Genomic DNA, 19321 nt, shown 5'->3' with positions numbered 1-19321 from the left:
CGGCCGAAGCATGTCCCTTCACGGCGAGCCGCCTGGAGAACCCGGCACTGGGCATGGTCGTCGGCGCCGGCAGGCCTCCCTCGGCTTGCGGATCGAGCGGGGCAGCGGACCGGTCAGGCGCCGGCCAGTTTGAGGACAAGATGCAGGTCGTGGGCGGCGGCGAAGGCGCACAGGGCGCTGGCGCCCACGAGGACGGCGGCGCCGGTCAGCGGCAGCAGCGGGTAGTTCAGCGGGGGCGAGTAGGCGATGGGCTCGGCGAGCAGGGCGGCAACGCGCCGCGGGATGGGCCCCGCGCCCTCAAGGGGGTTGCGGCGTCGGCCGAGCAGGCCGAACACCGCCTCGGGCAGACGCCGACGAGCCGGAGCATGAGCGGTGGCCAGTGCGGCCTTGCCGACCGCGCGGGCGACCTGGCGGCGGTCGCCGCAGGCTGTGGCGGCGCGCTCGTCCGCCCAGCGCTCCACGGTGTAGGCGACGGCGGTGGCGACGGGTTTCAGCAGGGGGTTGCAGGCGGCGGCCAGGTGGGCCGCGGCGGCGAAGGCGTAGTGGTGGCAGGCCAGATGGGCACGTTCGTGCGCGAGCATGGCCTCGCGGTCGGCGTCGTCGAGGGCGTCCATCATGCCGGTGGAGACCACGACCCGGCCCGGCAGGCCGGGCAGCGCGTACGCGTCGGGAGCCTCGTCGTCGACGAGGACCAGCTCGCCGTGGCCGGGCAGACAGGCCGCTTCGAACGCGGCGGCCGCCAGCGCCCGCATCCGGCGCCACAGCATCCGCATCCCCGCTGCCGTCGCCGCGGCCAGAACCAGTGCGGCCCCGACCGCCTCGATCACGGACACCGGATCCCCCGCGCGCACGGTGGCCGCCGACCAGTCACCGAGGTCGGCGGTGAGCGGCAGGCGTATCAGACCCGCGACGGCGAGGACCCCCAGTGCGGCGCAGCTCAGCGCGGACAGGGCGAGAGCGCAGCTCGTCAGCAGCCAGGTCGCGAGCCGGGGTTCCAGCCGGTCGGCCAGTGTCCTGGCGGCCAGCGCGGCCGGAACCGGAAAGAGCAGCGGGAGGTAGACCAGCAGATGCATGACCATGCCACTCACTCCTGGTCCGGCAGGTCGCCGAGGAGCTGCCGCAGCAACTGCTCGTCCCCGGCGGGCAGGTCTTCCACGAACCGTGTGAGAACCGCGGCACGGTCCGAATCGGATTCCATGACCTGCCGCATCCGGCGGGCCGTGAGGCCGTGGGCGTCGGCGACCGGTGCGTATGCGTAGGCGCGGCCCTGCTTGCTGCGGGTCAGCAGTCCCTTGTCGAACATGCGGGACAGCACCGTGACCACGGTGCTGTAGGCCAGGCCGTCTTCCAGGTGCCGGAGCACCTCGCCGGGGGTGAGCGCCTGCTGCGAGGACTGCAGTAGGGCCAGGACCTCGGCCTCCAGCGCGCCGCCCGGTCTGCGTTCCCCCGGATCGCGTCCGGTGTTCATGAGTTGGCTACCATCCGTTCATCGTCTACAGTCCTGTAGAACTTCTACGAGTTTGTAGACGTCGGCCCGCGGCCGGGAGCCGCACCACACCCTTAACTTCTACAAGCGAGTAGATGCTATCGAGGTGGGGGGCGTTTCTGGCCGACCTGTAGCCCGCGCCACCATGGGAGATCGCATCCGATGACTGTCCACCCCGCTGTCCAGCTCGCCTTCGACGGCTCCGGCATCGACGGCTCGCTGTTCACCACCGTCACCGGCATCGCCCGCGACACCCGCTGGCTCAACGCCCCGATCGCCCTGTGGACCAACGCGGGGCTCGGCGTGTTCGCGGTACTCATGGTGCTGGGCTGGTGGCGGGCCCGCCGTGGTGACACGCGCAGCATGACCCTCGCTCTGGCGGCACCGGTCGCCGTGGTGGCGGCCTTCGCGCTCGCCGAGGTGGCCAAGAAGCTGATCGCCGAGGTACGGCCCTGCTACTCGCTGCCGCACGACTACTTCGTCGACGCCTGCCCCGCGCGCAGCGACTACGCCTTCCCCAGTGGCCACAGCACCACCGCGTTCGCCACCGTGGCCGCACTGTGGCTGCTCGACCGGCGCCTGTCCGCGATCGCTGCCGCCTTTGCGCTCCTGGAGGGCTTCACCCGCGTCTACCTCGGCGACCACTACCCCCACGACGTGCTCGGCGCAGCCCTCCTCGCCCTGCCGGCCGCCTATCTGACCAGCGCGATCCTGGGCCGCGCCGCTGCCCCCCTCGTCGCCCGCCTGCGCACCGGCGTACTGGAGCCAGTGCTGACCGCCGCCCCCGTCGGCGCCCACGCCGCCTCCTGACGCAGGGGCCAGGGACACCGTCGACAGCCCCCGGTCGCACCGCCCCGGGTGGGCGGCCGGCTCCCTGCAAGCAGGAGTCCGGCCACCGACGGCACGACGGAGGACCCCCCGACCTGCCACGAGGCCGGAGGCGGCGGTCAGACGTTGACCCCGAAGTCGGCCGCGATGCCGCGCAGGCCCGACGCGTAACCCTGGCCCACCGCGCGGAACTTCCACTCTCCGCCGTACCGGTACAGCTCCCCGAAGACCATTGCCGTCTCCGACGAGGCGTCCTCCGAGAGGTCGTAGCGGGCGATCTCCTGGCCGCCGGCCTGGTTCACCACGCGGATGAAGGCGTTGCGCACCTGTCCGAAGCTCTGGCCGCGCGACTCCGCTTCGTGGATCGAGACCGGGAAGACGATCCGTTCGATCTCGGCCGGTACGGCGGCGAGGTCGACCTTGATGGACTCGTCGTCGCCCTCACCCTCACCGGTGAGGTTGTCGCCGGTGTGCTCGACCGAACGGTCGGGGCTGGTGAGGTTGTTGTAGAAGACGAAGTGCTGGTCGGAGGCGACCTTGCCGGACGCGTCGAGCAGCAGCGCGGAGGCGTCCAGGTCGTAGTCGGCGCCCGTCGTCGTCCGTACGTCCCAGCCCAGACCGACGAGCACCGCGCTCAATCCCGGCGCCTCCTTGCTCAGCGACACGTTGCCGCCCTTGCCCAGGCTTACTCCCACGGTTCTTCCTTCCGACTGCGGACTTTTCACGGTCACTGGGTTTGAACGCCGACACCACCGCGACGGTTCCCACGCTTGCGCAAGCACTAAAGTATCGAGGCCACAGGGTTCCCGCGCCGGGCGGGTCGACCTGGCGAAGGCGAAGGGTGCCAGATGTTCTCCGATGTGGGCCCGATGGAACTGGTCACGTTGGCGGTCCTCGCCGTCCTGCTGTTCGGACCGGACAGACTCCCGGAGATCATCCAGAACGTGTCCGGGTTCCTGCGCAAGGTGCGGGAGCTCTCCGAGAGCGCCAAGGAGGAAATCCGCTCCGAACTGGGCCCGGAGTTCAAGGACTTCGAGTTCGAGGACCTGCATCCGAAGACGTTCGTACGCAAGCACGTCCTCGACGGCAACGGCCTTGGCGAGGGCCTTGGGCTCGACGAGGTCCGCAGCGCCCTCGACCCGAGGGCGGAACTGGCACAGGTGGCCGAGGCGGTGCGCGAAGCGGCTGACGAGACGCCGCAGGAGGATCCGGCACCGGGGAGCGGCGCAGCAACACATATCGACTTGCGCAAGCCCTAAACTGATGGCCGTGGAAACGATCGGCATGACGGGATGGGAGACCGCGGTGCTCAGCGGAGGGCCCGCGGACGGACTGCGGCTGAAGGTCTCCGACCGGCCGCGGGTGGTCCAGGTGACGTATCCGTGCCAGGTGGAAGCCGGACCGGAGGGCCTGCGTGCGGAAGGGGTGTACCTCTACCGCCGCGACTACGGCGTCACGAGCGAACCGCTACGGTACGGCTTCGACATAGCCAGCCCCTGACGGACGGGGCTCGGGGGGATCGGCGGACCGGGTGACGGGCGCAGGGCCGAGGAGGTGACTTTTCGGCCATCGAGAACCAGTACTCTTCCGCCTGCGTCGTACGGCAGTGTGCCGACGGCTCGACCTGTGGGGGGACCACATGAGCAGTGAGATCTACTTCAGCAACAACTACCGCGACCTGTGCGAACGTAACGGCACCGGGGCCGGTTTCCAGTTCGAGTTCTCCTGCTCCCGCTGCTACGACACCTGGCGGTCGCCCTTCGAGGCGTACGTCGGCGAGCGGGCCGCCAGCTGGCTCCAGAAAGGGGCCGACGTCGCGTGGAGCCTGCTCGGCAACACGGGCAGGGGTGTGACGTCGGCGGCGGACGGGCTTGCGGGGGCCGGCTGGGGACAGGCCCGCGACCACGCCTTCCAGCGGGCGATCAGCAATGCGCAGGGGCACTTCAACCGCTGCGCCCGCTGCACCAACTACGTCTGCGGACGCTGCTGGAACGCCGCCCAGGGACTGTGCCTGCACTGCGCCCCCGACACCGCGGCCGAGGCCATGGCTGCCCAGCAGCGTGGCCTGAACGACATGGCCTCGCAGCGGTCCTACGCCGCGGGGCAGCAGGCCGGGCAGACCTACGACCCGTCCGCGCCCCGGCAGTTGGTCTGCCCTCAGTGCCGTACCGAGACCCATGGAGCCGCGTACTGCTCCGGCTGCGGCTACCACCTCGCCCAGTCCAACCAGTGCGCCTCCTGCTCCGGCGTCGTGCCGAACGGCGCGGCCTTCTGCCCGGGCTGCGGCACACGCCAGTAGCCGCCGGCCGGTTTCAACGCTCGCGCGCGGCGGCGGGCCCAACCGGACCCGCGCGCTTCACGCGTCGGAGTCGGGCTCGGCCCTGGCAGCCGCGTACGCCTGCGCCGGGGTCATCGGCACGCCGTTGATCTGCACCGTCTTGTAGGGGCTGACCTTGGCGCAGGTCTTGGCCTGGTCGGCGGTCGAGGCGTGCGCGTTGGAGACCGCGGCCTGTGTGTCGGCGGGCGCGGGCGAGGACGTGCCGCCCGGATAGCTGTCACCGCTCGGCCAGTCGCTGCCGATGACCAGCGTCAGCCCCGTTCCTGTGCCCTGCCTCAGGTGGGAGGAGGACAGCCCCAGCGCCTTGGCGGCCGTCTGGGCCTCGGTCTGCAGGCCCGTGCCGTAGGTCAGGGTGGTGGTGTTCGCGGCGCTCGGGGCGTTGGCCGTGGTCGTGCCGGAGCTGAAGCCCTGGTCGGTCAGGGCCCTCGCGATCGTCGAGGCGCGGCCGGTGATCGTGGTCCCGTTCTCCACCGTCACGGCGATCTGCGACGGGGGCACGGCCGAGGCGGTCGCGGTGGCTTTCGCGGTCGCGGAGGCCGCCGCGGACCTGCCGCCGGAGCCGGTGGTCAGGGACTGGTCGCCCGCGATGGTGGAGAACAGGCTCTTGGCGCCCGCGCCCACCAGCACATGGTCGCTGTTGGCCGGGTCGGGGGCGGTCTGCATGGTGGTGAACGTCATCCGCTTGGTGGGGACCTTGTCCACGTCGGCCGCGAGCGCGATCAGCTTCCTGACGCTGCCGAGGCCGTCGTCGACGGTCAGCGCCTTGGTGGCGGCGTCCGCGAGGTCGTAGACCTTGGTGGGGTCGGTGAGTGTGCCCGCGCTCTTGAAGTTGCGGATCAGCGCACTCAGGAAGATGTGCTGGGAGACGGTACGGCCGAGGTCGCTGCCGTCCCCGAAGCCGTGCCGGGAGCGGACGAACTCCAGGGCCGCGACGCCCTTCAGGGTGTGGGTGCCCTTGGACAGCTTCAGATGCGAGTAGGTGTCGTAGACGTTGTCGCTGACGCAGACGTCGACGCCGCCGACCGCGTCGGACATCTTGACCACGCCGGAGAAGTCGAGCTCGACGAAGTGGTCGATGGGGATGCCGGTGAGCTGGTGCACGGTGGCCACCTGACAGGCGGGGCCGTACTGGAGCGCGCTGTTGATCTGGCCGTAGTAGCCGGACGTGGACTGGCCGGTCACGCTGTCCCTGCAGCCCGGGACGTGGGTCATGGTGTCCCGCGGGATGCTCATCACGGTGGCGTTCGAACGGTCCGCGGAGACGTGCACCACCATCTCCACGTCCGCGTTCCCGTGGCCGGTCTGCACCCCGGTCTTCGAACAGCCGCCGCCGAGCTTGCAGTCCACCGCGCTGGTCCGGCCGTCGGAGCCCATCACCAGGATGTTGATCGGGGTACGGCCGAAGGCGTCCGCCTTCTCCGTGCCGCCCTTGCCGTCGAGCGAGACGCTGTTGATGTTGCCGTTCAGATGCTGGTAGAACCACCAGCCGGCGCCTGCGGTGGCCAGGATCAGGACGGACAGGCAGATCGTGGCGATCTTCAGCACCCGCCTGCCGCGGCCCGTCAGCCGGGCCGGGCGCCGCGAGTCCCTACGGCCGCGCGGGTGGGAGGCCGCAGGGCCGCGTGGGCGCGCCCCGTCCGGCCCGCGCTGCCCGGGCACCCGGCCGCTGCGGCTACGCGTGGCCCGACCGCCCGGCCCGTCCCACGGGTCACTCATCTCCAACTCCCATGAAGGGTCGGGCCCGGCAGAGGGGGCCGTCGGGGTATGGGCAGGTGAGAGGGATCCCACCTCGATTGCATAGTTGCGCAATCTAGCAAATTTATGGCCAGTACAGCCCAGATCCTGGCGTATTCACAGGTGAGGGATCTCATGCCCGAGGAGGTGCGCCACCCTGATACCGGGCGATGATCCACGCGGCGCCACGCTCGGCCAGAGCCCGGCGCCGCCCCCTGCGTGAGCGCCGCACGGCGACGACGGAGGACCGGGGCGTCGGCGGCTCGGCGGCCAGTACGGCGAGACGGCCGGCGGCACGCGCCAGTTCCGCCCGGAGCCGTCGGCGCCGCCTGGAAGAACTCGCCCTCAGTAAGGCCGAATAGAGCCCTTCGACCTCGGCCAGGGCGGCGGCCAGCCGCAGATTCACAGCCCGCACTCGCTGAATCTCCCCGCGCGGCATGCACGCCCTCCTCCCCCGACACCGGGCTCGACCCCCGTTCACTTCGATTATTGCGCAATGTTGCAATTAACCGGCCCGTATCAGGAAGAACGCGCGACTGCCGCCTCGTCCGGGCCGGTGTCCCTCGCGGCTTCAGCCGGCTGCGACCGCGCCACCCGCCTTGGCCCAGTTGGCGTTCAGCTTGTCCAGGTAGGACTGCGCCTGGCTGCCCGGGGTCGCGCCGCGCGCGAAGGCGAGCATGTTGCCCGCGCCCGTGTTGTAGCCGAGGGCCAGCAGCTCGTTCTTGGTGTACGCGCCGCGCCAGGTGGCCGGCAGCTGGGCCGCGAGGTCGTGCAGGTACCAGGCTTCGGCCTCGATCGCGAGGTCCCGGTCGTCGGGCAGCTCCTCCCATCGCCGGTCGGCGAAGTCCCGGCCCTTCTTGACCCCCTCGAAGGTGGCGCGGTGCATGTTCGCGATGCCGAAGGCGGCGTCCGGCTTGTACTTCTGCCAGGCCCGCTCCAGGGACGGGTCGTGGGGCTTGTACGACTCGTTGTAGAGGATCGCCATCAGCAACTGGGCGCTGACACCCGTCTGTCGAGCCCGGGCGCGGACCTGGGAGGCGTAGTCGGCAGGGTCGTACGAGAAGGCGGTCGTCGCCGAGGTCGAAGGAGCCGCCGTAGCCGCCGGAGTGGAGACGGATGCTCGTGCCCGGGGTTGCGCGTCGCCCTGCGGGGTCCCGGCCGCACGCACCATGACGTACAGCGCCAGAGCGAAGACCACAACGGGGAGCCACCGCCAGCGCTTCGGCGTCTTCGACTCGGACATGCCTCGCCTCTCCTGCACCCCGCCCCGTTGGCCAGCACCCTTCTACAACAGGCCCGTTAAGACCTGCGTGAGGCGCCGCTGTGTCCGCGCCACAGCATGGTCCGGCTCGGCCCCGCCGTAACGGCCGCGGTGGTCTCAGACACCTGCCGCGTTCAGCCGGCGCACCGGTGCGGCGGCCTTGCGCGTCCGGGCGGTCAGCTGCCCGACCATCACGCGGACCACGGTCACGACGTCCGGGTCGTCGACGTAGTAGACCTGCCGGCGGCCGTCGCGGCGGGCACGGACGAGCCCGGCGAGCTTCAGCTTCGCCAGGTGCTGGCTGACCGCGGGCAGCGCACCGCCGACCCGGTCGGCAAGATGCGTGACGTCGCTCTCGCCCTGGGACAGCGCCCACATGATGTGCAGCCGGGCCGACGAGGCGAGCAGTCCGAACGCCTCGGCCGCCTCCGCCAGGAGCTCGGCGGACGGATCCTCACAGCCACCGACGTTCTGCGCCACAGTCGTCTCCCGCCCCAACCTCGTCACAGTGCCCGCACACGCGCGCACCCAGTGTAGGCGTACCGCCTCGGTGTACAGGTAGTGCCGGGGGCCCGGCCGTCCCCATGGGAGGCCGGGCTGGCCGCAGTCCGCCGGTCATTCCTCGTAGTAGTTGTTGACGATCACGTCCGGTTCGTCGTCGTCGAACGCCTCGTTCAGCAGCGCGCCGCCGACCAGACCGGCCGCACCGGCGCCGATGAGTGCTCCGGCGCCGAAGCGGCGACCGCCGCCCTGCTGCTGTTGGTGGTCCGCGTACGGCTGCCCGTAGCCCTGCTGGGGATAGCCCTGCGGCGCGGGCTGCGGGTAGCCCTGCTGGGGCGGCGTGTAGAAGGGCGGCGGCGTGCTCTGCACGCGCTGCGCGCAACCGCCGCACGCCTGGATCGGCCGGGGCACGCCCCACTGCGGGGACCAGGTCACGGTCGTCGTGCCGGGGCCGTGGTTGGGGTCGAAGAAGCACGTCATGGGTGAACTCCCGCTGGGTTGTGGGGTGGGGGCGAACGCCGGTGGCGGCGGGGAGACGACGGTCGGGGTGGGGGCCGCGGGCGGCACGTAAGCAGGAGTGCTCACCTTCACGGCGGGGCCGGAAGCCGGGCTCGGCGGTGTGTCGCGCAGGACGTCGACGCCGTAGTCGGTGGCGATGCCGGCCAGCCCGGAGGCATAACCCTGGCCCACCGCTCGGAACTTCCACTCCGCCCCGTGCCGGTACAACTCGCCCGCGACCAGAGCCGTTTCGCTCGACAGGCCGCCGGAGGCGAGGTCGTAGCGGGCCAGTTCGGTGCCCGCTTCCCGGTCGAGGACGCGGATGTGGGCGCGGTGCACCTGTCCGAAGCTCTGGCCGCGGGAGGCGGCCTCGTAGAGGGAGACGAGAAAGACGATCTTCGTGACCCGGTCCGGGACCAGGGCGAGGTCGACCTGGATCTGCTGGTCGTCCCCGCCGACCGCGCTGCCGCCACCGGAGTGACGGACCGAACCGTCGGGGCTGGTCAGGTTGTTGAAGAAGACGAAGTGCCGGTCGGAAAGCACTCTCCCGGACTGGTCGCACAGCAGTGCGCTGGCGTCCAGGTCGTAGCCGGTGTTCGCCTGCCAGCCCAGCCCGACCGTCACCGCAGTCAGGCCCGGGGCCTGCTGGCTCAGCGACACGTTGCCGCCCTTGGTCAGGGACACACTCATGCACGTCCTCCGCAGTTGCCGTTCCGCTTTCCGCGGTCCTCCTGGTCGACTCGACCCTAACCCTTTCACTTGCCGGATTGCGCAAATGTCTTGATCAGGTGACAGAACCTCAACGGCTCGCCTGCAGTGGCCAGCCGGCTCTCGTCAACGCGCCGCGACTGTTCCTAGGCTTGCGCAAACGAGCAACACGCAGCATCGGGACCCGGCGGACCACGCCCGGCCCGACCCGACTGGAGGACAACACCGTGGGCATCATCAGCTGGATCATCCTCGGCCTGCTCGCCGGAGCGATCGCGAAGATCCTGCTGCCCGGCCGCGACCCGGGCGGTCTGATCGGCACCACCCTCATCGGCGTCGCCGGTGCCTTCGTCGGCGGCTGGCTCTCCGCGCGCTTCCTCGACCGCCCGGTGGAGAAGAACTTCTTCGACCTCTACACCTGGGGCGCGGCCATCGGCGGCTCCCTGGTCCTGCTCATCGCCTACCGGATCCTGTTCGGCAACTCACGCGACTGACCCGCGTACCGGCCCGCCGTCCCGGTCACAGATGGCCGGCAGCAGATCCCGCAACGTCCGCCGGCGGACATCCCTGCACAGGGGATGCGATGGACCATCAGGTCCGGGAAGCTCGTTGTGTCCTACACCAAGGTGTCCGATGCGGCGTCTTCGTCGTGTGCGGACCGGGCCAGTGCGGCGTAACGTCCGCCGAGGGCGAGGAGTTCGGCGTGGGTGCCGCGTTCGACGATGCGGCCCTGGTCGAGGACGACGATCTGGTCGGCGTGGCGCACGGTCGAGAGGCGGTGCGCGATGGTGATGGTCGTGCGTCCGGCGGCCAAGCGGTCCAGCGCCTCCTGGACCGCCCGCTCGGTGCGGGTGTCCAGCGCGCTGGTGGCCTCGTCGAGTACCAGCACTCGGGGGTCGCGCAGCAGCACGCGGGCGATGGCCAGCCGCTGCTTCTCGCCGCCGGAGAACCGGTACCCCTGCTCGCCCACGACGGTGTCGTAGCCCTCCGGCAGGCTCTCCACCAGGTCATGGAGCTGCGCCGCGCGCGCCGCAGCGGCCAGGTCCGCGTCGGTGGCATCGGGGCGGGCGGCGCGCAGGTTGTCCGCGATGCTCGCGTGGTAGAGGAAGGTGTGCTGGGTGACCACGCCGACGGTGGCGGTGAGCGTGGCCAGGCTCAGCTCGCGGACGTCGACGCCGTCGATGCTGACCCGGCCGGCGAGGGGGTCGTACAGGCGCGGCACAAGGTAGCCGAGAGTGGTCTTCCCGGCGCCGGTTGCGCCCACGACCCCCAGGTGGGTGCCGGGCGGGAGGTCCAGATCGATGTCGCGCAGCACCGTGCGCTCCCCGTAGGCGAAGCTCACGCCTTCCAGGCGGACGTGACCGAGCGGGCGAGGCAGCGGCACCGGCCGCTCGGGTTCCGGGATGTCCACCGGCAGGTCCAGGTATTCGAAGACGCGCTCGAAGAGGGAGAGGGAGCTCTGCACGGCAACTCCGGTCTGGAGCAGCTGTACCGAGGGCGCGAACAGCGACTGCTGCAGGGAGGTGAAGGCCACCAGTGTGCCGACGGAGAGCGCGGGCACCCCGTGTGACGCGGTCAGACCGGCCAGCCAGTAGATGGTGATCGGCATGGTGAACATGATCAGTTGGATCACCGACTGCCGCCACCGCCCTGCCATGCTGGAGCGGATGGTCAGATCGGTGAGGCGCTCCGACTCGAGCGAGAACTCCTCGGTGAGTGCTGCCCGGCGGCCCAGCACCCGGCCGAGCAGGAAGCCGTCGACCGAGAGCGACTCCTGGACCAACGAGGAGAGCGCGGCGAGCTGTCCCTGGCGGCGGCGGGTGATCGCCCGCCGTTCCGCACCGACCGATCGGCTGATCCAGACGAAGACGGGCAGCATCGCCAGCGATGCGCAGCTCAGTCGCCAGTCCAGGACGACCATCGCCACGAGCGCCGAGACCAGCGTGGTGACCGAGCCGACGGTGCTGACGGCCACGGTGGTCACGGTCTGGCTCATGCCCCCCACGTCGTTGGCGATCCGGGACTGGATCTCACCGGTGCGGGTGCGGGTGTAGAAGGCCAGGGACATGCGCTGCAGGTGGGTGTAGACGGCCCCGCGCAGGTCGTTCATCAAGCGCTGGCCGACGGTCAGCGTCAGATAGGACTGGACGACGCCTGCCGCGGAACCGAGGGCGGCGAGGACGAGCATCCCGCCCGCCAGTGCCGTCAGGAGCCCCGTCCGCCCCTGCGGCAGGGCCACGTCCAGCAGCTCGCGGAGCATCAGCGGTGGTGCCAGCGCGAGCACCGAGGACCCGGTGACGATCAGCAGGACCACGGTGAGCCGCCCGGTGTACGGGCGGAAGAGCCCGGCGACGCGTCGTGCCGAGACGCGCGGCGCCGGCTCTCCCAGCGGTGTCCGATCCTGCATGGTCCCCCTCCTGTCTGCCGTGCGGCCGAGCCGGGGCCGCGCGGGTCGCGCGGCCCCGGCCCTCACCCGTACGGCCAGGTCACTTCTTGCCGTCCCACGGGTCCCAGTCGTCGTCGTCCCCTATGTCCCCGTCGAAGTTTCCGTCGGGGTGGTCGCTGTTACCGGGGGTCCCTCCCCCTCCGTCGTTGAACGGCCGGACGACCGTGCCCGCGTGCAGCACCCGGATGTCTTCGGGATCGAGCGATGTAGCCATGGTTTTCACCTCCTCTCACAAGGCCATGACAGCGCGTCACTGTCCTAGGCGAGGGTGAGGAATCCCTCGCGGACCAGGGTCCGCACCAGCAAGAGGCGCCCCGGTCCGTCCAACTCACCGCGGATGTCGGCCGCGGTGAACCCCGCTCCGCCGCTCTGCGCCACGTAGCGCACTTCGGGCTCCACGTGCGCGGGCAGCTGCACGGTCTTGCCGTGGAAGTCCAGGTTGACCAGCTCGCCGTCGACGCCCAGCCGGAACGGCAGCCCGGCCCGCCGTCGCACCTTGGTGTCGGCCTCCACCTCGGCCTGGTGCTCCAGGTCGGCCAGATGACCGAGCAGGTCCGGTGGGCTCAGTACCCGCGAACGCGCCAAAGACGCCTCCACCAGCTCCTGCGGCCGCAGCCGCTCGGCCAGGGCCGCGACCAGTTGGGCCGCGGTCTCCTGCGCCGTGCGCTGTGCCTCCTCGTCCCAGCCGAAGCCGAGCGGCAGACCGCGGCGGAAGCGGACATCGGCGTGGGCCGCGCCGCGCATCGCCTCCTCGAACACGTCGTGCCACAGGATCGGGTGCACGCCCAGCGTCATGTGGACGGAGGTCCGGTCGTTCGAGGTGCCCGCGTGCAGGGTGCCCCGGGGCAGGTAGAGCACGTCGCCGTCGCACAGGTCGAACTCCTGGAGCGGCTCCGTCGGCTCGGGCAGCGACTTGTTGTGCGGCTGACTGCGCAGCGGCAGATCGAGCGGGGCCCCGAAGAGCTGCCACCGCTTGCTGCCGTGCACCTGACAGATGAAGACGTCGTGCGTGTCGTAGTGCGGCTTGAAGCCGCGGTTGCCCGCGGGCGTCACATAGATGTTGGCCTGGATGCGCGCGGTGATCTCGGTGCCCAGTGCGTGGGCCAGCCGCTGCAGCGGCGCGAAACGCCGCTCGAGCGCGTTGACGACCACGGTGGAGCCCTCCCGGTAATGCTGGTAGAGGACCTCCAGGCCGTGCGCGCCGCCCTCGCCCCGGCGGGAGTTGAGCTGGTTGACGGGGGTCTCCTTGCCGTCCCGTACGACCCGGAAGTCGCCGTCGCGGACATTGGAGAGCGACAGGACCCGGTCCATGTCGGCCAGAGTCAGCAACTCCGCGAAGTAGCCCGGCGCACCCCGGCTGACGAGAAGCGGCTGCCGGGCCCAGTACTCCTGCCGGAAGGTCTCCTCGTCCACCGGATCGATCAGTCGCCCAAGCGTGAACCCGTCCCGTACGGCGGAGGCCCTGTCCACATCGTCACCGTGCAGTGCCATCAGCCCATCCCCCTCGCTTCTCGGCAGTACCAGGACCGTAGGTGCGGCGTTCGCCGGGCAGTACCTGAGAGTTCTCAGGGTCCGTGCGCACCCGGCGCGTGGGCCGAACCGAATCTGGAGGCAAGGCGGGTTCTGCTGGCCGCGCCCGACGTGCTGACGATAGAAAAAACCTGCGCCGACAGCGTTCTGCACGCCGTTACCCACCTGCCCCCGATGCCACCGAGGAGTGCGCAATGGGAACGTACGAGGATGTCTTCCGTTCCAGTACCGAAGACCCGGAGGGCTTCTGGCTGAGGGCCGCGGAGGGCATCGACTGGGATGTCGCTCCGCAACGCGCCCTGGACTCCTCCGGTGCACCCTTCTACCGGTGGTTTCCCGACGGGCGGCTCAATGTCTGTTTCAACGCGCTCGACCGGCACGTCGAGGCCGGCCTGGGTGACCAGCCCGCGCTCGTCCACGACTCCCCCGTGACCGGCACGCGGCGCACCTACACCTACGCGCAGCTGAGGGACGAGGTGGCCACCTTCGCCGGAGGCCTGAAGCAGCTCGGCGTGGGGTACGGCGACCGGGTGGTCATCTATATGCCGATGATCCCGGAGGCGGCCATCGCGATGCTGGCCTGTGCCCGCATCGGTGCGATCCACTCGGTCGTCTTCGGCGGGTTCGCGCCGCCCGAACTCGCCGTCCGAATCGACGACGCGGCCCCGAAGGTGGTCGTCTCCGCCTCCTGCGGTATCGAGGGCAAGCGGGTCATCCCGTACAAGCCGCTGCTGGACCGCGCGATCGAGCTCGCCGGGCACAAGCCCGAGAAGCGGGTGATCGTGCAACGGGCGCAGGAGCGGGCCGAGTTGGGGACGCACGACCTCGACTGGGCCGAACTGGTCGCCACCGCGACGCCTGTCGACTGTGTGCCGGTGGCCGCGACGGATCCGCTCTACATCCTCTACACGTCCGGGACGACGGGAAAGCCCAAGGGGGTCGTCCGCGACTGCGGCGGCTACGCGGTGGCCCTGCACTGGTCGATGGGCGCCGTGTACGACATCGGCCGGGGCGAGACCATGTTCACCGGCTCCGACGTGGGCTGGGTGGTCGGGCACTCGTACATCGTCTACGGCCCGCTGCTGGCCGGCGCCACGACCGTGCTGTACGAGGGCAAGCCGGTCGGCACTCCGGACGCGGGCCAGTTCTGGCGGGTCGCCGCCGAGTACGGCGTCAAGACCATGTTCACCGCGCCGACCGCCTTCCGGGCGATCCGGAAGGAGGACCCCAAGGGCGCCCTCGCCGCGGAGTACGACCTCTCCCGCCTGCGTTACCTCTTCCTCGCCGGCGAGCGCCTCGACCCCGAGACCTACCACTGGGCGAGCGCCCTCCTCGACGTCCCGGTGATCGACCACTGGTGGCAGACGGAGACCGGCTGGCCCATCGTCGCCAACCCGGTCGGTATCGAGGCCGCCCCGGTCAGACCCGGCTCCCCCACCCGTCCGCTGCCGGGCTGGGACGTCCGCGTCCTGGACCCCTCCGGGCAGCCCGTGCCGCCCGGCGTCGACGGCGCGATCGTCGTCAAACTCCCCCTGCCGCCCGGGGCGTTGCCCACCCTCTGGAACGACGACGAGCGCTTCATCGGCTCCTATCTCTCCGCCTTCGACGGCTACTACCTCACCGGCGACAGCGGACACATCGACGCCGACGGCTATGTGTTCGTCATGGGGCGCACCGACGACGTCATCAACGTCGCCGGGCACCGGCTGTCCACCGGCAGCATGGAAGAGGTCCTGGCCACCCATCCCGACGTCGCCGAATGCGCCGTCATCGGTGTCGCCGACGCCCTCAAGGGACAGATCCCGCGCGGCCTGGTCGTCCTGAAGGCGGGCGCCGTCCGCGAACCGGCCGAGGTCGAGGCCGAACTCGTCCGGCTCGTGCGCGAACACATCGGCGCCGTCGCCTCCCTCAAGGACGTCGCCGTCGTACCGGCCCTGCCCAAGACCCGCTCCGGAAAGATCCTGCGCAAGACGATGCGCGGCATCGCCGACGGCCTGGACGAGCCCATCCCCTCCACGGTGGACGACCCGAACGTCATCGAGGACCTGCGCCCTGTGCTGCGCCGCGGCCCCGGTCATGACGTGTGAGCGACCCGCTCAACCTCCGTGGCGTCCGCGGCAGGCAGGACCCTGCCGCGGACTCGGGTCATCCTCGCCCGTCGGCAGGGGCGAGGACGATGTCGAAGCGGACCTGTGTCCAGGTGCCCTCGACGGCCCGCCCGTCGGGTGTCGGCGTGCCCGCCGGACGCCGGTCGAAGTCCTTGACCAGGGACTCCTTGACGCCGAAGACCGTGTCGGAGTCGAGCAGCTCGTCGCCCCGGACGAAGATGTGCGTGACCAGGGTGCGGCACCCGGGCGCCTCGACCATGAAGTGCAGGTGCGAGGCCCGCATCGGCGAGCGGCCGGTCGCCGCGAGCATCCCGCCCACGGGGCCGTCGTGCGGGATCGGGTACGGCGTCGGTGTGACGCCCCAGAAGCGGTAGCTCCCGTCGGCCTCCGTGAACAGATGCGCGCGGGCGGCCACCCGGTCGTCGTCGTACTGGACGTCGTAGAACCCGTCCTCGTCCGCCTCCCACACCTCGACCTTGGCCCCTGCGATCGGGGTGCCGTCGGCGTCGCAGACGGTCCCCTCGACCCAGCAGGGCTCGCCGGCGGCGCCGAAGGACAGGTCCCCGCCCGGCTCGATCCTCGGGGAGCCCTCGACGAAGAAGGGGCCGAAGACGGTTGCCTCGGTGGCGTCGCCGTAGGCCTCGTTGTTGATGGCGATCGTCTGCATCGACGCCCCGAGCGTGTCGGAGAGCAGGATGAACTCCTGACGCTTGTCGTCGGTCAGATGGCCCACGGCGGTGAGGAACTCGATGCCCTTGTTCCACTCCTCCTCGGTGAGGCGGACGTCGCGCAGGAAGGCGTGCAGGTGCTTGACGACCGCCTGCATCAGCTCCTTCAGGCGGGGGTCCTGGCAGGCGTCGAAGGAGCGTTGGACGCGCGCGATCAGGTCTTCCTCCCGGGCCGCCTGCTCGGAAGGCACATCGTGGAGCGTCATACGGGGTCACTTCCTTCCCAGGCGGCGCGCAGCAGCGCGGTCAGGTTCTCCTCGGTGACGGCGGTCGGGTTGCCGGCGGGGACGGCGGCCAGGACGGGGGCGACCGCCCGGGCGATGCCGTCCTTGGGCATGCCGTAGTCGCGCAGCGCGCGCGGGGCGTGGAGCGTCCCGCGCAGTGCGGTGAGTCCCGCCACCGCCGTCGGGCTGCCGAAGGCCTCGGCGATGCGCCGTTCGGTCTCCGGTACCGCCGGGGCGTTGAAGGCGAGCACGTGCGGCAGCACCACCGCGTGGGTCTGGGCGTGCGGGAGGTCGAACATGCCGCCCAGCACATGGCAGATCCTGTGGTGCAGGCCCGAGCCGGCCGAGGCGAAGGCGACGGCGGCCAAGTAGGCGCCGTACAGGGTCTGTTCGCGTCCTTCCGGTCCGGTGGGGTCGGCGGTCACGGCGGCCAGACCCTCGGACAGAGCGCGGATTCCCTCGAACGCCAGGGCCCGGTCGATCGGGTCGGCCCGCGGTCCCCACATGGAGTCGACGCAGTGGGCCAGGGCGTTGAGTCCACTGGCCACGGACATCTCCACCGGCAGGCCCGTCAGCAGCGAGGCGTCGTAGACGATCGAGCGGGGCAGGACCCGCGGGTCGACCCCGGTCGTCTTCACCTCGCCCTCGGTCAGGCCCCAGACGTTCGTCGCCTCCGAACCGGCGTATGTGGTGGGGACGGCCACGATCGGCAGGCCGGTCGTCAGCGCCACCGCCTTGGCCAGGCCGGTCGTCGAGCCGCCGCCGACGCACACCAGCGCGTCCACGGCACCCTTCGTCGCGGCCTTCCGGGCGCGCTCGGCGACGTCGACCGGGACATGCATGACGACCTCGTGGTGGCGCACCGCCACCGGCAGGTCCGCGGCGAGGCGGTCGGCGAGGGCCGCCACCGCCGGTGCGGCGACGAGCATCACCTGCGTCGCCTTCAGCGCGGCCACCTCGGCGGCCACCGCGGCCGGCGCCGCGCCGGGGGCGAAGACGACCCGCTGCGGCAGGGTCTCGTGGATGAACCGCACGGTCACGCCTTTCCGAGGAGCTGGACGAGGGCGTCGCGCAGGGCCGCCTCGGGGTCGTCGGCGAGGTTCATCGAGCGCCAGGCGACGTGTTTGTCGGGGCGCACCAGGATCGCGCCGGACTCCTCGACCTCGCGCAGCTTGGCCCAGTCGTAGTAGAGGTCCGTCACTTCGCGGCCGGGGCCGATCACCACGGTTTTGAGCGGGATGCCGAAGTCCTGCGCGACCTTCTCGGCGGCACCGGTCCAGTCCTCGCCGGCGATGCCGGTGATCAGGGTCCAGCGGGTGTACGGCGCCAGGTCCATCAGGGCGAGTCTGGTGACGTGGTCGCCGACCCAGGCGTGCGGGAGGTGCGCGCCGGGGCTGGTGGACATGACGTGGTAGAGGTCCTCGTCCCTGCTCGGGGCGGGGCGGGTGCCGTCGGAGACGACTGCGGCGGACTCGTAGAACTGGCCGAGTTCGACGCCGTGCGCGTTGAACTCGTAGTTCTTGGTCTCCATCGCCGCCACCAGAGCGGCCCGCTTGGCCGCGCCCTCGGGGGTGTTGGCCTTCCGCTCCTCGATCAGGGCCCGCATCTCGTCCTCGTCCTTGGCGTCGAGGACGCCGAGGGCCTGGAAGATGTCGACGAACTCGCGGCTGGACTTGTTGGCCCGGGTGACGATCCGCTTCGCGACGGGCGCCCGCTCCGCCGAGTACGTCTCCAGCAGGGACGGGTCGGCCTGTCCGCGCAGCACTGCCGCGAGCTTCCAGGCCAGGTTGTAGGAGTCCTGGACGCTGGTGTTGGAACCGAGGCCGTTGCTCGGCGGGTGACGGTGGACGGCGTCCCCCGCGCAGAAGACACGGCCCTTGTGCAGGTGGGTGGCGTACATCTCGTTGTTGCCCCAGAGGCTGGTGCCGGTGATCTCGACCTCGAGGTCCGGGATCCCCAGCAGCTGCCGCACGATGCGGATCGCCTCGGTCTCGTCGACCACGGGGGGCTCGGAGTCGATGTCGTAGCCCCACACGATGAGCCACTCGTTCCACGGGCGGACCATCCGGACCAGACCGGCGCCGATACCGCCGACGTTGGCGCCCGGCTGGATCACCCAGTACAGGACCGAGGGCCGGTGGCCGACGTAGGACGCGATGTCGGCCTTGAAGGTGATGTTCATCGAACCGGCGATGTCCATCGCGCCCTCATAGGGCAGGCCGATGTCCTCGGCGACCCGGGAGCGGGCGCCGTCGGCGCCGATGAGGTACCTCGCCCGGATGTCGTACTCCTGGCCGGTGAGCCGGTCACGGACCCGGACGGTGACGCCCGTGTCGTCCTGCTTGTGCGCGAGGTACTCGGTGGAGAAACGGGTCTGGGTGCCGCGGACGGTGGCGTTCTTGACGAGGATCGGTTCGAGATAGGTCTGCGGGATGTCGACGGTGAGGCAGGGCGACGCCAGCCGGTAGTCGGCCTCCCGGTCGGGCCGGGTGCCCCAGGTGTGGATACGGCCGATCTCCTCGCCCGCGATGGAGGTGCAGAAGACGGTGTCACCGACGAGGTCATGGCCGGTGGCGTCGGCCAGCACCTGGTCCTCGATCCCCATGTCGCGGAAGATCTCCATCGCCCGCTGGTTGGTGATGTGCGCCCGGGGTGTGTTCGCGGTCCACCGGTATTTGGTGATCACGATGTTGTCGATCCCCAGGGTCGACAGGAACAGCGCCGCCGAGGCGCCGGCCGGGCCGGAGCCGACGATCAGGACATCGGTCTCGACGTGCGCCGATGTCGGGAGTCCGGTCTCTCGCTGACCGTCGTGGAACTCGGGCATGGGGCCTCTCGCCTTCTTCTCGCGCTGCGTTGAAGGCAGCGTGCCCCCGGCCGCGACCGCATCGGCCGGGACGGGGTGGAGGACGGCCGAAATCCGTATGACGC

At 70.7% G+C, this 19321-nt stretch carries 19 protein-coding genes; 6 read left to right on the top strand and 13 right to left on the bottom strand.

Annotation, left to right across the window (positions count from 1 at the left end; genetic code table 11):
• Positions 1–113 precede the first annotated feature (113 nt).
• Both ABD355_RS15480 and ABD355_RS15475 read right to left on the bottom strand, forming a co-directional pair.
• Positions 114–1079 (bottom strand): M48 family metalloprotease, encoded by a 966-nt coding sequence (locus tag ABD355_RS15480; protein WP_344400860.1) that lies wholly within the window; start codon positions 1077–1079, stop codon positions 114–116.
• A gap of 5 nt (positions 1080–1084) precedes the next feature.
• Positions 1085–1468 (bottom strand): BlaI/MecI/CopY family transcriptional regulator, encoded by a 384-nt coding sequence (locus ABD355_RS15475; protein WP_344400859.1) that lies wholly within the window; start codon positions 1466–1468, stop codon positions 1085–1087.
• 180 nt (positions 1469–1648) lie between these two features.
• Between ABD355_RS15475 and ABD355_RS15470 the strand changes: the two genes are divergently transcribed.
• A complete protein-coding gene (locus tag ABD355_RS15470) occupies positions 1649–2296 on the top strand; it encodes a phosphatase PAP2 family protein (RefSeq protein WP_344400858.1) in 648 nt (215 codons plus the stop codon).
• Positions 2297–2433: 137 nt separating this feature from the next.
• Here the strand turns inward: ABD355_RS15470 and ABD355_RS15465 are convergent, their stop codons facing one another.
• Entirely contained in the window at positions 2434–3009 is a 576-nt protein-coding gene (locus ABD355_RS15465; RefSeq protein WP_344400856.1) for a TerD family protein, read from the bottom strand.
• Positions 3010–3162: 153 nt separating this feature from the next.
• Here ABD355_RS15465 and ABD355_RS15460 point away from each other — a divergent pair, with 153 nt between their 5' ends.
• The 3 genes from ABD355_RS15460 (at position 3163) to ABD355_RS15450 (ending at position 4613) form a co-directional block, all read left to right on the top strand.
• Entirely contained in the window at positions 3163–3573 is a 411-nt protein-coding gene (locus ABD355_RS15460; protein ID WP_344400855.1) for a sec-independent translocase, read from the top strand.
• 25 nt (positions 3574–3598) lie between these two features.
• Positions 3599–3814 carry a hypothetical protein gene (locus ABD355_RS15455; protein WP_425585752.1) on the top strand — a complete coding sequence of 72 codons (216 nt, stop codon included), beginning with the start codon at positions 3599–3601 and terminating at the stop codon, positions 3812–3814.
• Between the two features lie 139 nt (positions 3815–3953).
• Positions 3954–4613 carry a double zinc ribbon domain-containing protein gene (locus ABD355_RS15450; protein WP_344400853.1) on the top strand — a complete coding sequence of 220 codons (660 nt, stop codon included), beginning with the start codon at positions 3954–3956 and terminating at the stop codon, positions 4611–4613.
• 57 nt (positions 4614–4670) lie between these two features.
• Here ABD355_RS15450 and ABD355_RS15445 read toward each other — a convergent pair whose 3' ends face one another.
• The 4 genes from ABD355_RS15445 to ABD355_RS15430 all read right to left on the bottom strand — a co-directional run bounded on the left by ABD355_RS15445 (position 4671) and on the right by ABD355_RS15430 (position 9336).
• On the bottom strand, positions 4671–6368 hold the full coding sequence (locus ABD355_RS15445) for an LCP family protein (RefSeq protein WP_344400852.1): 1698 nt from the start codon (positions 6366–6368) through the stop codon (positions 4671–4673).
• A 589-nt stretch (positions 6369–6957) separates the two neighbouring features.
• Complete coding sequence (locus tag ABD355_RS15440; protein ID WP_344400851.1) at positions 6958–7629, bottom strand: transglycosylase SLT domain-containing protein; 672 nt, start codon at positions 7627–7629, stop codon at positions 6958–6960.
• A gap of 135 nt (positions 7630–7764) precedes the next feature.
• The gene (locus ABD355_RS15435; protein ID WP_344400850.1) at positions 7765–8127 is read right to left on the bottom strand and encodes an ArsR/SmtB family transcription factor; all 363 of its coding nucleotides are present in this window, start codon (positions 8125–8127) and stop codon (positions 7765–7767) included.
• 135 nt (positions 8128–8262) lie between these two features.
• Positions 8263–9336: a TerD family protein gene (locus ABD355_RS15430; RefSeq protein WP_344400849.1), complete on the bottom strand. Its 1074-nt coding sequence runs from the start codon at positions 9334–9336 to the stop codon at positions 8263–8265.
• Between the two features lie 245 nt (positions 9337–9581).
• Between ABD355_RS15430 and ABD355_RS15425 the strand changes: the two genes are divergently transcribed.
• On the top strand, positions 9582–9848 hold the full coding sequence (locus tag ABD355_RS15425) for a GlsB/YeaQ/YmgE family stress response membrane protein (protein WP_115910834.1): 267 nt from the start codon (positions 9582–9584) through the stop codon (positions 9846–9848).
• 122 nt (positions 9849–9970) lie between these two features.
• On the opposite strand, the gene ABD355_RS15420 is transcribed toward ABD355_RS15425, so the two are convergent.
• From ABD355_RS15420 to ABD355_RS15410, 3 genes are all read right to left on the bottom strand, one after another.
• Positions 9971–11761: an ABC transporter ATP-binding protein gene (locus ABD355_RS15420; RefSeq protein WP_344400848.1), complete on the bottom strand. Its 1791-nt coding sequence runs from the start codon at positions 11759–11761 to the stop codon at positions 9971–9973.
• Positions 11762–11840: 79 nt separating this feature from the next.
• Positions 11841–12014, bottom strand: a complete 174-nt coding sequence (locus tag ABD355_RS15415) for a hypothetical protein (protein ID WP_344400847.1) — start codon at positions 12012–12014, stop codon at positions 11841–11843.
• Between the two features lie 44 nt (positions 12015–12058).
• The gene (locus ABD355_RS15410) at positions 12059–13291 is read right to left on the bottom strand and encodes a cupin domain-containing protein (protein ID WP_344400846.1); all 1233 of its coding nucleotides are present in this window, start codon (positions 13289–13291) and stop codon (positions 12059–12061) included.
• A 233-nt stretch (positions 13292–13524) separates the two neighbouring features.
• On the opposite strand from ABD355_RS15410, the gene ABD355_RS15405 reads away from it, so the two are divergent.
• Positions 13525–15417 carry a propionyl-CoA synthetase gene (locus tag ABD355_RS15405; RefSeq protein WP_344400845.1) on the top strand — a complete coding sequence of 631 codons (1893 nt, stop codon included), beginning with the start codon at positions 13525–13527 and terminating at the stop codon, positions 15415–15417.
• A 58-nt stretch (positions 15418–15475) separates the two neighbouring features.
• Here ABD355_RS15405 and ABD355_RS15400 read toward each other — a convergent pair whose 3' ends face one another.
• Genes ABD355_RS15400 through ABD355_RS15390 form a run of 3 tightly spaced genes read right to left on the bottom strand, consistent with a single transcriptional unit; the run spans position 15476 to position 19217 of the window.
• The gene (locus tag ABD355_RS15400) at positions 15476–16372 is read right to left on the bottom strand and encodes an intradiol ring-cleavage dioxygenase (protein WP_344400844.1); all 897 of its coding nucleotides are present in this window, start codon (positions 16370–16372) and stop codon (positions 15476–15478) included.
• Positions 16369–17424 (bottom strand): maleylacetate reductase, encoded by a 1056-nt coding sequence (locus ABD355_RS15395; protein ID WP_344400843.1) that lies wholly within the window; start codon positions 17422–17424, stop codon positions 16369–16371. Before ABD355_RS15395 ends, ABD355_RS15400 begins: the two co-directional genes overlap by 4 nt.
• 2 nt (positions 17425–17426) lie before the next feature.
• Positions 17427–19217: an FAD-dependent oxidoreductase gene (locus ABD355_RS15390; protein WP_344400842.1), complete on the bottom strand. Its 1791-nt coding sequence runs from the start codon at positions 19215–19217 to the stop codon at positions 17427–17429.
• Between the last annotated feature and the right edge of the window lie 104 nt (positions 19218–19321).

The organism is Streptomyces longisporus, from assembly GCF_039532765.1.
Classification (GTDB): Bacteria; Actinomycetota; Actinomycetes; order Streptomycetales; family Streptomycetaceae; genus Streptomyces; species Streptomyces longisporus.
This window is presented reverse-complemented; position numbering and strand designations above follow the sequence as displayed.